A 13,767-nucleotide genomic window follows, 5' to 3' on the forward strand; every position below is an offset into this window, starting at 1 on the left:
GCGAGCGAACCAGGAGGTTCCATTGATCGGGCTCTGGGACACCACCGGCAACGAGGTGGTCAAGGCGCTCGCCGCCGAGCGGCGCAGCGCGGGCGGGGTGGCCAGCGGCATGGCGCTCACGCTGATCGTGGTGGTCGACGAGAAGCGGGTCCGCGAGGCGGAGGCGGCGGCGACCATCGCCGCCGCCGCCCACCCGTGCCGACTACTCGTGGTGGTCCGGGCCGACGTCGAGCGGGAGCGTAACCGGCTGGACGCGGAAATCGTCGTCGGCGGCCGGCTCGGCCCGTGCGAGGCGGTGGTCACCCGGATGTACGGCCGGCTGGCGCTGCACGCCGAGTCGGTGGTGATGCCGCTGCTGGTGCCGGACGTCCCGGTGGTGACGTGGTGGCACGGCGAGCCGGCGGCGGAGATCGCGACGGACTTCCTCGGCGTGGTCGCCGACCGGCGGATCACCGACACGGCGCAGGCCCCCGACCCGATCGAGGCGCTGCGCCAGCGGGCCCGGGACTACGCCCCGGGGGACACCGACCTGGCGTGGACCCGGATCACCCCGTGGCGCACCCTGGTGGCCGGCGCGTTCGACACCACGGAGGCCCGGGTCACCGAGGCCCGGGTGGTGGCCCCGCCGACCGACCCGACGGCCGCGCTGATGTGCGGCTGGCTGGGCAGCCGGCTCGGGATCACCCCGCGCTGGGAGCCCAGCGACGCGTCCCCCCGGATGCGGGAGGTGCAGCTGAGCTGCGCCAACGGCGAAGTGCTCACCCTGACCCGGGAGGACAGCCTGGCCACGTTCCGGCGCACCGGGCAGGACGACCGGCAGCTGCCGCTGGTCCGCCGGCCGCTCGGCGACGAGCTGGCCGAGGAGCTGCGCCGGCTGGACGCCGACCAGGTCTACGCCGAGGCGCTGGGCGCGGTGGCCGGCATCTCCGGGCTGGACGAGCGGCCCGCCCAGCGGGTGCACGTCTGGAAGGACCCGGCGACCGCGAAGCGGGCCGAGGCGGGGGTCACCGCCCACGCCGGCACCAGCGCGACGCCCTGACGACGGCGCCGGCGGGCCGGGTCCGGCCCGCCGGCCCGCGCGACGGAGGGCCGCCGGCCCCCGGGCACGACGAACAGGGACCGCGAGGGCGGTCCGGAGACGAAGGCGCAACACATGAGTGAGACGAGTGTCGCCGTCCACGCCGATGCCGAGCTGCTGTCGCAGGCGGTGGCGGCCCGGCTGCTGGTGAAGCTGCTCGACGCGCAGGCGGACCGCGGCCAGGCGGCGGTGGTGCTGACCGGCGGCCGGATCGCCGCCGCCGTGTACCGGGCGGTGGCCACGCTGCCGGCGCGGGACGCGGTCGACTGGTCCCAGGTCGACGTCTGGTGGGGCGACGAGCGGTTCCTGCCGGCCGGGGACCCGGAGCGCAACGAGACGCAGGCCCGGGCGGCGCTGCTGGACGCGGTGCCGCTGGACCCGGCCCGGGTGCACCCGATGCCGGCGTCCGACGGTCCGGCCGGGGCCGACCCGGAGGCCGCCGCCGCCGGGTACGCCGCCGAGCTGGCCCGGGCTACCCGCCCCGGGCACGCCACACTCCCCCACTTCGACGTGCTGATGCTCGGGGTGGGCGAGGACGGGCACGTCGCCTCGGTCTTCCCGGAACACCCCGTGCACCACGACAGCCGGCCGGTCAGCGCCGTGCGGGGCAGCCCCAAGCCGCCGCCGGTGCGCACCACGCTCACCCTCCCGGCGATCAACACGGCCGAGGAGGTCTGGCTGATCGCCAGCGGCGCCGACAAGGCCCGCGCGGTCGGCATGGCGCTGGCCGGGGCCGGCCCGGTGCAGCTTCCGGCCGCCGGGGCGCAGGGCGTCGGGCGCACTCTCTGGCTGCTGGACCGGGCGGCGGCGGCCAACATCCCGCCCCGGCTGCGCAGCCTGCGCTGAGCCCTACGGAAGGGCCCCCGCGAGGGCCCTTCCGCGGGTCCGTCGGGTGCCCCCGGCCCGGCCGCTCAGGCCCTGCCCCGGCGGCGGCGCAGGGCGGCCAGGGCCTCGGCCAACAGCGCCTCCCCCTCCTCCGGGGTGCGCCGTTCCTTCACGTACGCCAGGTGGGTCTTGTAGGGCTCCGGGCGTGCCCGACCCGGCGGGTTGCCCGGGTCCTGGCCGGCGGGGACCCCGCAGCGGGGGCAGTCCCACTCCGGCGGCGGCTCGGCCTCCGCCGCGATCGGGACGTCGATCCGGTGGTCGTTGCGGCACCAGTAGGTGACCGACCGGCGCGGGGCCGGCGCGTGCCGCTCGTTGAAGCGTTCCGGGCCGGATCCGGTCCGGGCGCCCCGGATCAGGTTGCCACTCGCCACGGCTGCTCGCTCCTGTCGTCGGAGGGGACCGCCGCTCGGGCGGGCGGCGGGCGACGCGGTGCAGCGGGAAAAACGACTGCGCGCGGCCCGTCGGTGACGGACCGCGCGCAGATTGTACGACTCGGCGGGCTCGCTCTCAGGCCCCGCTGGTGAGCTGGAGTCGCAGCCAGAGCCCCAGCCCGACGATGCAGGCGAACCAGACGATGCCCACCAGGACGGTGTAACGGTCGAGGTTCTTCTCGGCCACCGAGGAGCCGGCGAGGCTGGAGCTGACCCCACCGCCGAACATGCTCGACATCCCACCGCCCTTACCGCGGTGCAGCAGGATGAGCATGGTGAGCATGACGCTCGTGATGACCAGCAACACGATCAACGTGTATGCGAACCAGATCGGCATGGCTGGGGTCAGTCCTCTCGTAGCGATCCTCGCCCGGACAGGTCGGGCACTGCGGCACCGGCCGACGGACGGGCGGAGTCAAGGATAGCGACCCGTCAGCGGGTGATGTGCTCCGGGAACCGGCAGATCTTGGCGAATTCCTCGGCGTCCAGGCTCGCGCCGCCGATCAGAGCCCCGTCCACGTCCGGCTGGGCCATGATCGAGGCGATGTTCGAGGACTTCACCGACCCGCCGTAGAGGATCCTGACCTGGTCCGCGGTCGCCTGGTCGAAGGCCTCGGCCAGCCGCTTGCGGACCTCCCCGCACACCTCCTGGGCGTCCTCGGGGGTGGCCGTCTTGCCCGTCCCGATCGCCCAGACCGGCTCGTACGCCACGACGACCTTGGTGACCTGCTCACGGGTGAGCCCGCGCAGCGCGCCGTCGAGCTGGTCGCAGCAGTGCGGCACGTGCTGGAGCTGCTCGCGGACCTCCAGCCCCTCCCCGATGCACAGGATCGGGGTGAGCCCGTTGGCCAGCGCGGCGGTCACCTTGTCGTTGACCAGCGCGTCGTCCTCGTGGTGGTACTGCCGCCGCTCGGAGTGGCCAACCACCACGTACGTGCAGCCGAGCCTCGCCAGCATCGCCCCGGAGATGTCCCCGGTGTAGGCCCCCGACTGGTACGGCGACAGGTCCTGCCCGCCGTAGCCGATCAGCACCTTGTCGCCGTCCACCGCGGTCTGCACGCTGCGCAGGTCCGTGAAGGGCGGCAGCACGACGCACTCGACGTCGGTGAGCTGCTTCTCGGTCAGGCTCGCGGCCAGCTTCTGCACCAGCCCGTTGGCCTCGAAGTGGTTGAGGTTCATCTTCCAGTTGCCGGCCATCAGCGGCCGGCGGTTGTTCTTCGCCATCAGTCCTCCAGCGCCGCGATGCCGGGGAGGGTCTTGCCCTCCAGGTATTCCAGGGAGGCGCCGCCGCCGGTGGAGATGTGGTTGAAGGCGGACTCGTCCAGCCCCAACGCGCGGACCGCCGCGGCGGAGTCGCCGCCGCCGACCACGCTGAACGCGTCGGACTTGGCGATCGCCTCGGCGACACCCCGGGTACCGTTGGCGAAGGCCGGCATCTCGAACACGCCCATCGGCCCGTTCCAGAAGATCGTCTTCGCGCCGCCCGGCTCGCCGCACCGGGCGTCGGCGATGGCGGCCGTGAAGCCGGCCACCGTCTCCGGGCCGATGTCGAGCCCGAGCCGGTGGCTGGGGATGGCGTCGGCGCGGACCGTGTCGTGCGCCGCGTCGGGGGCGAAGGCGTCCGCCACCACCACGTCGACCGGGAGCATGATCTTGCCCTCGGACCGCTCCAGGAGGTTGCGGCAGGTCTCCACCATCTCCTTCTCCAGCAGCGAGGTGCCCACCTCGTGGCCCTGGGCCTTGAGGAAGGTGAAGCACATCCCGCCGCCGATGAGCAGCCGGTCGACCTTCGGCAGCAGCGCCTCGATCACCGCGAGCTTGTCGGACACCTTGGAGCCACCGAGCACCACCACGTACGGCCGCGCCGGCTCGCCGGCGAGCTTCGCCAGCACCTCCACCTCGCGCAGCACCAGCCGGCCGGCGACGTGCGGCAGCCGCGCCGGCACGTCGAAGACGCTGGCGTGCTTGCGGTGCACCGCGCCGAACGCGTCGTCGACGTACGCCTCGCCCAACGCCGCGAGCTGGTCGGCGAACGCGCCCCGCTCGGCGTCGTCCTTGCTGGTCTCCCCCTTGTTGAAGCGGAGGTTCTCCAGCAGGGCGACCTCGCCGTCGGCGAGCGCGTCGACCGTGGACCGGGCGGAGTCACCGACGGTGTCCTCCGCGAACCGCACCTGCGCGCCGAGCAGCTCGCCGAGGCGGGCCGCGACCGGGCGGAGGCTGAACTGCGGGTCGGGCGAGCCCTTCGGGCGGCCCAGGTGCGAGAAGACCACGACCTTCGCGCCGGCCCCGGTCAGGGCGGTCAGCGTCGGCAGCACCGCGCGGATCCGGCCATCATCCGCGATCCTTACTCCGTCCGGAGTGCCGTCTTGCGGCGCGGAGGCGGAGTCATGATCGTTGATCGCGCCGGTCTGCTTGTCGAGTGGGACGTTCAGGTCGGCGCGCACGAGCACGCGCCGACCTGACACCCCCTCGGCGAGCAGGTCGTCGAGGTTGCGGATGCTCACAGCGAGGAACCCACCAGCTTGACCAGGTCCACCAGGCGGTTGGAGTAGCCCCACTCGTTGTCGTACCAGCCGACGACCTTGACCTGGTTGCCCACGACCTTGGTCAGCGGCGCGTCGAAGATGCAGGACGCCGGGTCGGTGACGATGTCCGAGGAGACGATCGGGTCCTCGTTGTAGACCAGGATGCCCTTGAGCGGGCCCTCGGCGGCGGCCTTCAGCGCGGCGTTGACCTCGTCCACCGTGGTCTCCCGGTTGACGTCGACCGTGAGGTCGGTGGCCGAGCCGGTCGGGATCGGCACCCGCAGCGCGTACCCGTCGAGCTTGCCCTTCAGCTCCGGCAGCACCAGGCCGATGGCCTTCGCGGCGCCGGTGGAGGTCGGGACGATGTTCAGCGCGGCGGCCCGGGCGCGACGCAGGTCGGAGTGCGGCGCGTCCTGGAGGTTCTGGTCCTGGGTGTACGCGTGGATCGTCGTCATCAGGCCGTGCTGGATGCCGAACGTGTCGTGCAGCACCTTCGCCATCGGGGCGAGGCAGTTGGTGGTGCAGGAGGCGTTCGAGATGATCGTGTGCTTGGCCGGGTCGTACTCGTCCTGGTTCACGCCCATGACGACCGTGACGTCCTCGTTCTTCGCCGGGGCGGAGATGATGACCTTCTTGGCCCCGCCGGCGACGTGCGCCTTCGCCTTGTTGGCGTCGGTGAAGAAGCCGGTGGACTCGATGACCACGTCCACGCCGGCCTCGCCCCACGGCAGCTTCGCCGGGTCCTTCTCGGCGTACGCCTTGATGGCCTTGCCGCCCACGATGATCTCGTCGGCGGTCGCCTTGACCTCGTGCGGCAGGCGACCCAGGATGCTGTCGTACTTGAGCAGGTGAGCGAGCGTCGCGTTGTCGGTCAGGTCGTTGACGGCCACGACCTCGATGTCCGCGCCGGACGCCAGCACGGCCCGGAAGAAGTTACGGCCGATGCGGCCGAAGCCGTTGATGCCAACCCGGATGGTCACAGGTCCCGTCTCCTCGCGTTGATCCGCCGGCGTCAGCTTCGGCCGGCGAGGTGATGTGCGCCGGCCGTTGGAGCCGGCCGTTGACAGTTCATGTCGGCCACCCCGCCGCGGTCCGAAGACCCTGACCGCCCGAGGCGGTGAGCACGGCGGGGAGTGCCGGTGCCGGCCCCCTTGCCGTATGCAGCGACCCTATCCGAGCGCGTGGTGGCGTGCTGCGCCGGGTGGTGATCCGCTTCGCGTTCCCGGGCCGGGCTCCGCCCCGGGGACGCGAGGCGGGGCGGGCCGGGACCCGCCGCCGCGCGCCGTCGTCCGCCTACCGCCACCGTCCTATCAGACCACGAGCATGTCGGGCGTGACGGCCGCTTCCGTATCCGGGATGCCCAGGTCACGGGCCCGCTTGTCGGCCAGCGCCAGCAGCCGGCGGATCCGCCCGGCGATGGCGTCCTTGGTCAGCGGCGGGTCGGCGAGCGCGCCCAGTTCCTCCAGGGACGCCTGCCGGTGCTCCAGGCGCAGCTGGCCGGCGGACGTGAGGTGGTTCGGGGCGTCCTCGGCGAGGATCTCCAGGGCCCGGGTCACCCGCGCGGCGGCGGCCACCGCGGCCCGCGCAGAGCGGCGCAGGTTGGCGTCGTCGAAGTTGGCCAGCCGGTTGGCCGTCGCCCGGACCTCACGGCGCACCCGACGCTCCTCCCAGGCCAGCACGCTGGAGTGCGCGCCCACCCTGGTGAGCAGCGCGGCGATCGCGTCGCCGTCCTTGACCACCACCCGGTCCACGTTGCGCACCTCGCGGTTCTTCGCGGTGATGCCGAGCCGGCGGGCCGCGCCGACCAGCGCCAGCGCCGACTCGGGGCCGGGGCAGGTGATCTCCAGCGCGCTGGAACGGCCCGGCTCGGTCAGCGAGCCGTGCGCCATGAACGCCCCCCGCCACGCGGACACCGCGCAGCAGACGTTCGCGGCCACCACGTGCGGGGGCAGCCCCCGCACCGGCCGCCCCCGGACGTCGAGCAGCCCGGTCTGCCGGGCCAGGGCCTCGCCGTCCTTGACCACCCGGACGATGAAGTGGCTGCCCTTGCGCAGCCCACCGGAGGCCAGCACGTGGATCTCGCTGGAATAGCCGTAGACCTCGGCGATCTCCCGGCGCAACCGCCGGGCCACCGCCCCGGTGTCGAGCTCGGCCTCCACCACCACCCGACCGGAGACGATGTGCAGCCCGCCGGCGAAGCGCAGCAGCGCCGCCATCTCCGCCCGCCGGCAGCAGGGCTTGGGCACGTCGACCCGGCTCAGCTCGTCCTTGACCGCAGCCGTCATCGCCATTGTGCGCCCCCTCACGGACCGGTTCCGGCGTGTCGCCGGAGATTACGTACGTGCTTAACGATCGGCACCCAGGACAGGCACCAGGGCCGCACCCAGGGCTGCCGGATCGTGACGGGGCCCGCCTTCGGTGACGGCGACCGGGGCGAGGACCAGCCGGGCACCCAGCGATTCTGCCGCACGCTCGACGGGGCCGGGATCGCCCACCGCCTTGGAGTCCGCCAGCACGGCGTCCACCGTCAGTTCGGGCAGGTAGTGCCGCAGGGTGGCCAGGTGGTCGGCCAGGGAGAGACCGAGGGTCTCCTTCTCCGCCGCCAGGTTGAGGGTGACCAGCCGGCGGGCCGGGCTGGACACGATGGCGGCGGCCAGCCCCGGCACCAGCAGGTGCGGCAGCAGGCTGGTGTACCAGCTGCCCGGCCCGAAGATCAACCAGTCCGCCTCGGCGGTGGCCGCGACGGCCTCCGCGCAGGCCGCCGGGGCGGTCGGGGTGAGTCGCAGCGACTCCACCCGCCCGGTGGTGACCGCCACCTGGTGCTGCCCGCGCACCGTGCGCGCCTCGTCCGGGCAGGCCGGGTCGACGCCGCGTACCCGGGCCTCGATGCCGACCGGCTGGCGGGACATCGGCAGTACCCGGCCCACCGCGCCGAGCATCGCCCCGGCGTGTTCCAGCGCGGCGACCGGGTCGCCGAGCAGCTCGATCAGCCCGCACAGGACCAGGTTGCCGACCGCGTGCCCGGCGAGCCCGTCGTCGGTGTCCGCCGGGTCACCGGCGGTGCCGGCGAAGCGGTGCTGGAAGAGCCCCGCGCTGCGCCTGGTGGCCGGGTGGTCGCCGGCGAGGGCCACCAACGCCTGGCGCAGGTCCCCCGGCGGCAGGCCGCCGCGCCGGGCCCGCAGCCGGCCGCTGGAGCCGCCGTCGTCGCCGACGGTGACCACTGCGGTGATTTCCAGGTCGAGCTCGGGCGCGCAGCGGCGCAGTGCCCGCAGGGACACCGACAGTCCGTGCCCGCCGCCGAACGCGACCACCCGCGTCGGCGTCATTCCCGCCCCAGGTCGCGGTGCTGGGCCTTGGCGGCGAGGCCGGCGTGACGCAGCCGGGCGGCCAACTCCTCGGCGATGGCGACGCTGCGGTGCTTGCCGCCGGTGCAGCCGACCGCCACGGTGAGGTAGCGCTTGCCCTCCCGCTCGAAGCCGACGGTGGTGGCGTTGACCAGGTCCGCGTACGTGCCGACGAAGGCGTCCGCGCCCTCCTGGCCGAGCACGTACGCGCTGACGGCCTCCTCCCTGCCGGTATGCTCGCGCAGCTCGGGCACCCAGTACGGGTTCGGCAGGAACCGGGCGTCGAGGACGAAATCGGCGTCGGGCGGGAGGCCGTACTTGAAGCCGAAGGAGAGCACGGTGACCCGCAGCCGGCGGCTGTCCTCACCGCCGAACAGCTCCTCGATCCGGCGGCGGAGCTGGTTGACGTTCAGGTGGCTGGTGTCGATGATCACGTCGGCCTGGTCCCGGGCCTCCTCCAGCAGTCCCCGCTCCACGGCGATGCCGTCGGCGAGCCGCCCGTCGCCCTGCAACGGGTGCGAGCGCCGCACGCTCTCGAACCGGCGGATCAGCACCTCGTCGTCGGCGTCGACGAAGACCACCCGGGGGGAGAAGCCCCGCTCCTTCAGCTCCCGGATCGCCCCGACCAGGTCGGTGGAGAAGGCGCGCGAGCGAACGTCCAGGACCATCGCGGTACGCCGGGCCGCGCCGCCGGCCTTGACGGCCAGCTCGGCCATGTCGAGCATCAGCGCCTGGGGCAGGTTGTCGACCACGTAGTAGCCGACGTTCTCCAGCGCCCGCGCCACGGTGCTGCGGCCACCGCCGGACACGCCGGTCACCACCACCAGGGTGGTCTCCGCCTCCGCCTCCGACGCCGTCTCTGCCGGTGTCGGGTCGCCGGTCACCAAAGCCTCGGGCGTCCGCGCCTCGTTCACTGCCTACTCCCCCACGGGTGACGCCACGGTCGAGATGACCGCGTACGGCCAATCTGCGACTCTATCCCGCCGAGCCCCACCCCCAACGCACCCCACGCCCCGCCCCTCCCCACGCCCCACGCCCGACGCCCGACCTCGCTCCACGCCCCCTCGCTCCACGCCGATCTTGCACTTGCGGCCCGGGCATAGGGACGCATGAGCGACATATCGAGGGCCGCAAGTGCAAGATCGCGGCATGGGTGGGGTGGGGTGGCGGGTGGGGTGGTGGGTGGGGTGGAGTGGTGGGAGCGCCAGCCGTCGTGGCGTGGAGCGTTGGCGACGAGGGTGGGGGCGGGGTGAGGGGCGGCGGGGTGAGGGGATTGAGCACGATGGAAGAAGTCAGTCGGCGGAAGCCGCGCCATACTCCGGTTGGACATTGACTTGCATCGATCGACTGCAATTAGGTGGGTTGGTCGGGCGCGTCCACCTGGCCGGGGGTCACCGGCCTCCCGGTCCGGGCGTCGTCGCCACCGTCGCCGTCCCGCCCGCGCCCGGGTCTCGTCTCCCCCCAGCGTGAGGAGCGCAGCGTGACGCAGACCCACAGATCTCCCCGACGACCCGAGGTGCCGGTAGGGCTCCGGCCCGACGCCGGGCAGGAGGGGACGTCCGCTTTCGTCAACGGGCACTTCCCCCGGCGGCGGGCGCTGATCGTCCTGCTCAGCGTGCTCGGCGGCTTCCTGCTGACCGTGATCTGGTCGGCGGAGTTCGTGGACCAGACCATCGGCGACAACGTCGCCAACACCCTCCTCGGCCACGACGCCAAGGAGACACCGATCCAGGGGATCGCGGCGGGCATCGTGTTCGCCTTCGTCTCCGGGATCGCCGGCACGTTCACCGCCTGCAACATCGCCGCCTTCGGCGCCCTCGCCCCGCTGACCGGCACCACCACCGGGAGCAGGTTCAGCAGGTTCGTCCAGCCGCTGAAGCCGCTGGGCTGGATGTCGGTGGGCATGATCGCGGTGTCGGCCGGCTACGGCGCGATCGTCGGCATCGTCGGCACGTCGATGCCGCAGTTCTCCACCGCCCCCACCACGCCCGGCGGCCTGTCGCCGAGGAGCATCCAGTCGATGGTCGTCTTCGGCGTGATCGGGCTGGTGATGGTCTATCTCGGGCTGGCCTCGATCGGCGTGGTGCGGGACCCGTTCGCCCGGATCGCCCGTCGGTACCCCAACGCCCCGATGATCTTCATGGGCGCGCTGATCGCCGGCTTCCTGATCGGTCGGCCGTTCGGGCTGTTCCGGCAGATGTTCCGCGACGCCGCGGAGAGCGGCAACCCGCTGTACGGGGCGGCGGCGTTCACGCTCCAGTCCCTCGGCAACATCGTCATCATGGCGGTGCTGTTCCTGCTGCTGGCCTGGCTCGCCGGTTCCCGACTGCAACGGTGGTTCACCGAGCGGCCGACCCGACTGGCGGTGCTGACCGCGGTCGCGTTCATCGTCGCCGGCGCGTTCACGTTCCTCTACTGGGACGTGCGGCTGCTCGCCCGCCGCGAGATCATCCCCTGGTACCCGCTGGCCCCCTGGGCCTGACCCGGCACACCGCCGCTGGTGACCACCAGCGACGAGAACGCAAATTCACGGAATGAGTGGCCTTCCCGTGCGGGAAGGCCACTCATTCCGTGAATTTGCACGACTTCGGGGGGCGGTTGAGGTGACAGGACCAGCGGTGCGACTGGGTGTGACGGCACCGTGCGATGGTCATGCGCTCGCTCAGTCAGATGACAGGCGGGCGGATCATCCAGGCCCGGATTCACACGGAGGTGGCGGCGTGCAGGACAGCCGTTGGACGACGGTCACGCCGACCCAGTTCGCGCAGGAGCGCGCGGCCCTGGAGCACGTCCGCCGGCTCCTCCCGGACACCGAGCCGTACCGGGCCTGGTCGAACTTCACCTGCACCGCCGAGACCGGGCACGTCCACGAGGTCGACCTGCTGGTGGCCACCCCCAGCGGGAGCTACCTGGTCGAGACCAAGAGTCTCAGTGGCCGGCTGACCAACAGCGGGACCAACTGGCTGCTCAGTAACGATTCGGTCCGGACCTTCGACAATCCTCTGCACCTCGCCGACCTCAAGGGCAAACGGCTCCGTTCCCTACTGAATGCGCAAGCGCTCAAGGACCACGTTCCGCTCCGGATACCGTTCATTCAGGGTGCGGTCTTCCTGTCCCTGCCGAGTCTGCAGATCGCCCTGACGGAGCACCACTTCATGGCGCACTACGGCGACCGGCTGGAGGTCGGGACCAGGCTCGACGTGATTCGGCAGCTCGCCGAGGCGGTCGCGTACGCGCACGGTCGGCGGCTGCACCATCGCGCGCTCTCTGCCCGCAGCGTCCTGGTGCTCACCGGGCACCGGTCCCGCGGCCAGGCTGAGATCGACGCCTGGCTTCGGCCGCCAGGCAAGCTACACAAGGGCGACGCCAAGGACAGAGGGCTCGCCGCAGCCGCCCAACACCTCAACGTTGCCTCGGCGTTGGTGCCGCGAGAATGACCGCCTGGCAGCCGACGGCGAGTCGTGGCCGGCGGCGCGCATCGTGACGGCCGTCAGCGGCGGATCTGCAGCGTCTTGACCCGGTCACGGCCGAGCACGCCGAGGTATTCCCACGGCTCGTCGAGGCACGAGTCGACCTCGGCCGCCCCGATGATCTCGACCAGCCGGGCGGCCAGTTCGTCGGGGTCCGGCTGCACCTGCTCGCAGAGCTGGACGTGGGCCGCCCGCAACGCGCCGCCGATCTCGCCCGGCTCCTCCTCGTACGTCTCCCAGGCGTCGTAGAGGTAACCCGCAAGGCCGTCCCAGGCGCGGGCGGCCCGCTCGATCACCAGCAGGCTTCCCTCCGTCGCCGGTCGCTCGGCCAGCACCCGCACCTCTTCGACGAGCGCCCGGCCAGCCTTCACCACGTCGTGCAGATCCCAACGGTGGCCGCTGGTCGCCTGATGGGCGATGTCGTCGATGGATTGACGAAGGTCATCCAACTCGACGGCGGTGGGAGACGAGAGCCGGTCCCCGTACGCCAGCAACCTGTTCTCCAACACGCGATCCGTGGCCGCCCACTCGGCGACCAGCAACGCCAGCCGCCGGGCGGGGATACCGCGTGCGAGTTCGGCCAGCTCGGCGAGCCTGGGATCGATCTCCACGGCCGACGGTGGGGTGGCCGCCGAGGACCACGCCAGCCCGTCTTCCAGGGCAGCGGCAGTCAGGGCCACCGCGTGCCCGCACAGCTCCTCACCGGCTGGGCAGTCGCACTCGACGGTGAAGCCGTCCGCCGTGACCCCCACCCAGACCTCGTACGGTGGCTGCCCGGCCTCCCGGATCACGCAGGACGCTCCCCCGCCGACCGCCATGATCTCCACCGGCTGACCGGCCGCCTGGAGCTTGTCCGCCGCGTCACAGGCGACCGATCCGGCCGCGTCCCGGAGGGCTTCGATGTCGATGCTTACCGCCATCCGGCCATCTAACCGGGCGCGGGTGATGCCGCCAGCATCAGGGCCACGGCCAACTCGCCGAGGGCGTCAGGCGTGCGGGCCGCGCCGCAGTCCGACGACGAACGACGACCAGGCGTCCCGACCGAAGAGGAGCGCCGGCCCCGCCGGATCCTTGGAGTCCCGCACCGCCAGGACGGAGGACAGCTCGGCCACCTCGTCCGTGAGAGAAGGACCTTGCGGCTGAGGCGGGCTGCTACACGTCGATCGATCTCATCCTCGTCGGCGGTGCTGCGCCCCGCTTTGACGATCGCTCGGACGTACTCCTCAGTTTGCAACAGGCCAGGCACGTACAGACTCTCGAACGCGCTAATCGACGTGGCCTCCGCCTCGAAGCCGACGTAGTCGTCCGGCAGCACGTCGCCGTACGCGCTCCACCAACCCTTCTGCCGGGACTGCCGCAGCAGCGCGGTCAGCGACTCCCGCTCTTCCTCTGCGGCGTCGTAGAGGTCGAGCAGCGGCGGCAGGTCCTTGGGCATCACCCGGGAGTGCCCGAGTTCGAAGCGAATGACCTTGGTCCGGTGCCAGCCGAGGATCTTGGCGACCTCCTCGGCGCCGCCATCGCCCACGCGCTGGCGAAGCCGGACGACCTCTCCTCGTACGTCAACTCCCTGGCCACCCGCTACACGACGGAGCGCGAGCGGCGGTCGGGCCGCAACGGGCCGCCCGCCGGGGCGTACCAGATGCCCCGGCGCTGGACCCTGCACCTGAACTACCTGGCGACCGACCTGCGGGAGGCCCGGGACCAGGCGGTCGTCTACGCGGAGGGGCTGACGATCCTGCGCCCCGAGCTGCCCGCGAGCGCCGCGTTGCTGTCGCGGGCCGATGCCTGGAACCACGTCGAGCCGGTGTTCTGCGGCCGGATCGGCCCCGACAGCGAGGTCTGCATGGACGTCACGGGACACCCGGATTCCACAGCGCGGCCGGCATCGGCGGCCTGCGCTGGGGCGACGGGGACGGCGAGCCGGGGCGCTGACCTGCCGCTGCCGTGCCGCCAGTTCGGGGCACCGGAGCAGATCCGATGAGGCCGCAGGTCAGCGCCCCACCCCAACGCGCCGTGAGCCTGGCTGCGGACGCC

The 13,767-nt window shown here is 72.5% G+C and carries 14 protein-coding genes and 2 pseudogenes; 5 read left to right on the forward strand and 11 right to left on the reverse strand.

Annotation, left to right across the window (positions count from 1 at the left end):
* The first annotated feature begins 22 nt into the window (after positions 1–22).
* Positions 23–1,039, forward strand: coding sequence for a glucose-6-phosphate dehydrogenase assembly protein OpcA (locus GVV04_RS22165; RefSeq protein ID WP_161690033.1), 1,017 nt, complete (start codon positions 23–25; stop codon positions 1,037–1,039).
* A gap of 114 nt (positions 1,040–1,153) precedes the next feature.
* A complete protein-coding gene (pgl, locus tag GVV04_RS22170; protein ID WP_161690034.1) occupies positions 1,154–1,924 on the forward strand; it encodes a 6-phosphogluconolactonase in 771 nt (256 codons plus the stop codon).
* 65 nt (positions 1,925–1,989) lie between these two features.
* Here the strand turns inward: pgl and GVV04_RS22175 are convergent, their stop codons facing one another.
* The 8 genes from GVV04_RS22175 to rapZ form a co-directional block, all read right to left on the reverse strand.
* On the reverse strand, positions 1,990–2,334 hold the full coding sequence (locus GVV04_RS22175) for an RNA polymerase-binding protein RbpA (RefSeq protein WP_161690035.1): 345 nt from the start codon (positions 2,332–2,334) through the stop codon (positions 1,990–1,992).
* A 136-nt stretch (positions 2,335–2,470) separates the two neighbouring features.
* On the reverse strand, positions 2,471–2,731 hold the full coding sequence (secG, locus tag GVV04_RS22180) for a preprotein translocase subunit SecG (protein WP_161690036.1): 261 nt from the start codon (positions 2,729–2,731) through the stop codon (positions 2,471–2,473).
* 95 nt (positions 2,732–2,826) lie between these two features.
* Positions 2,827–3,618: a triose-phosphate isomerase gene (gene tpiA / locus GVV04_RS22185; protein WP_161690037.1), complete on the reverse strand. Its 792-nt coding sequence runs from the start codon at positions 3,616–3,618 to the stop codon at positions 2,827–2,829.
* Positions 3,618–4,898 (reverse strand): phosphoglycerate kinase, encoded by a 1,281-nt coding sequence (locus tag GVV04_RS22190; protein ID WP_161690038.1) that lies wholly within the window; start codon positions 4,896–4,898, stop codon positions 3,618–3,620. Before GVV04_RS22190 ends, tpiA begins: the two co-directional genes overlap by 1 nt.
* Complete coding sequence (gap, locus tag GVV04_RS22195) at positions 4,895–5,899, reverse strand: type I glyceraldehyde-3-phosphate dehydrogenase (protein ID WP_161690039.1); 1,005 nt, start codon at positions 5,897–5,899, stop codon at positions 4,895–4,897. The genes GVV04_RS22190 and gap overlap by 4 nt, the downstream gene beginning before the upstream one ends.
* 330 nt (positions 5,900–6,229) lie before the next feature.
* Positions 6,230–7,210, reverse strand: coding sequence for a DNA-binding protein WhiA (whiA, locus tag GVV04_RS22200; protein ID WP_161690040.1), 981 nt, complete (start codon positions 7,208–7,210; stop codon positions 6,230–6,232).
* Between the two features lie 54 nt (positions 7,211–7,264).
* Positions 7,265–8,245 (reverse strand): gluconeogenesis factor YvcK family protein, encoded by a 981-nt coding sequence (locus tag GVV04_RS22205; RefSeq protein ID WP_161690041.1) that lies wholly within the window; start codon positions 8,243–8,245, stop codon positions 7,265–7,267.
* Positions 8,242–9,150 (reverse strand): RNase adapter RapZ, encoded by a 909-nt coding sequence (gene rapZ / locus GVV04_RS22210; RefSeq protein ID WP_161690556.1) that lies wholly within the window; start codon positions 9,148–9,150, stop codon positions 8,242–8,244. The genes GVV04_RS22205 and rapZ overlap by 4 nt, the downstream gene beginning before the upstream one ends.
* A 593-nt stretch (positions 9,151–9,743) precedes the next feature.
* On the opposite strand from rapZ, the gene GVV04_RS22215 reads away from it, so the two are divergent.
* Positions 9,744–10,745 (forward strand): hypothetical protein, encoded by a 1,002-nt coding sequence (locus GVV04_RS22215; protein ID WP_235966712.1) that lies wholly within the window; start codon positions 9,744–9,746, stop codon positions 10,743–10,745.
* A gap of 238 nt (positions 10,746–10,983) precedes the next feature.
* Entirely contained in the window at positions 10,984–11,700 is a 717-nt protein-coding gene (locus GVV04_RS22220) for an NERD domain-containing protein (RefSeq protein ID WP_201753940.1), read from the forward strand.
* A gap of 53 nt (positions 11,701–11,753) precedes the next feature.
* Here GVV04_RS22220 and GVV04_RS22225 read toward each other — a convergent pair whose 3' ends face one another.
* The 3 genes and pseudogenes from GVV04_RS22225 to GVV04_RS34470 form a co-directional block, all read right to left on the reverse strand.
* Positions 11,754–12,653 (reverse strand): hypothetical protein, encoded by a 900-nt coding sequence (locus tag GVV04_RS22225; RefSeq protein ID WP_161690043.1) that lies wholly within the window; start codon positions 12,651–12,653, stop codon positions 11,754–11,756.
* A 66-nt stretch (positions 12,654–12,719) separates the two neighbouring features.
* Positions 12,720–12,848: pseudogene (locus tag GVV04_RS22230) on the reverse strand (DUF397 domain-containing protein); the annotation flags it as partial.
* Positions 12,839–13,372, reverse strand: a pseudogene (locus GVV04_RS34470) (Scr1 family TA system antitoxin-like transcriptional regulator); the annotation flags it as partial. The pseudogenes GVV04_RS22230 and GVV04_RS34470, both read right to left, overlap by 10 nt.
* On the opposite strand from GVV04_RS34470, the gene GVV04_RS22240 reads away from it, so the two are divergent.
* Positions 13,373–13,714, forward strand: coding sequence for a hypothetical protein (locus GVV04_RS22240; protein WP_407938826.1), 342 nt, complete (start codon positions 13,373–13,375; stop codon positions 13,712–13,714).
* Positions 13,715–13,767 lie beyond the last annotated feature (53 nt).

The sequence above is a fragment of the Micromonospora rubida genome (assembly GCF_009908295.1).
Lineage (GTDB): Bacteria > Actinomycetota > Actinomycetes > Mycobacteriales > Micromonosporaceae > Micromonospora > Micromonospora rubida.

Excerpts from the sequence above, each read along its gene's own strand:
- pgl (WP_161690034.1), top strand. The coding sequence starts at position 1,154 with ATGAGTGAGACGAGTGTCGCCGTCCACGCCGATGCCGAGCTGCTGTCG.
- secG (WP_161690036.1), bottom strand. The coding sequence starts at position 2,731 with ATGCCGATCTGGTTCGCATACACGTTGATCGTGTTGCTGGTCATCACG.
- tpiA (WP_161690037.1), bottom strand. The coding sequence starts at position 3,618 with ATGGCGAAGAACAACCGCCGGCCGCTGATGGCCGGCAACTGGAAGATG.
- whiA (WP_161690040.1), bottom strand. The coding sequence starts at position 7,210 with ATGGCGATGACGGCTGCGGTCAAGGACGAGCTGAGCCGGGTCGACGTG.
- GVV04_RS22205 (WP_161690041.1), bottom strand. The coding sequence starts at position 8,245 with ATGACGCCGACGCGGGTGGTCGCGTTCGGCGGCGGGCACGGACTGTCG.
- GVV04_RS22225 (WP_161690043.1), bottom strand. The coding sequence starts at position 12,653 with ATGGCGGTAAGCATCGACATCGAAGCCCTCCGGGACGCGGCCGGATCG.
- GVV04_RS22240 (WP_407938826.1), top strand. The coding sequence starts at position 13,373 with ATGCCCCGGCGCTGGACCCTGCACCTGAACTACCTGGCGACCGACCTG.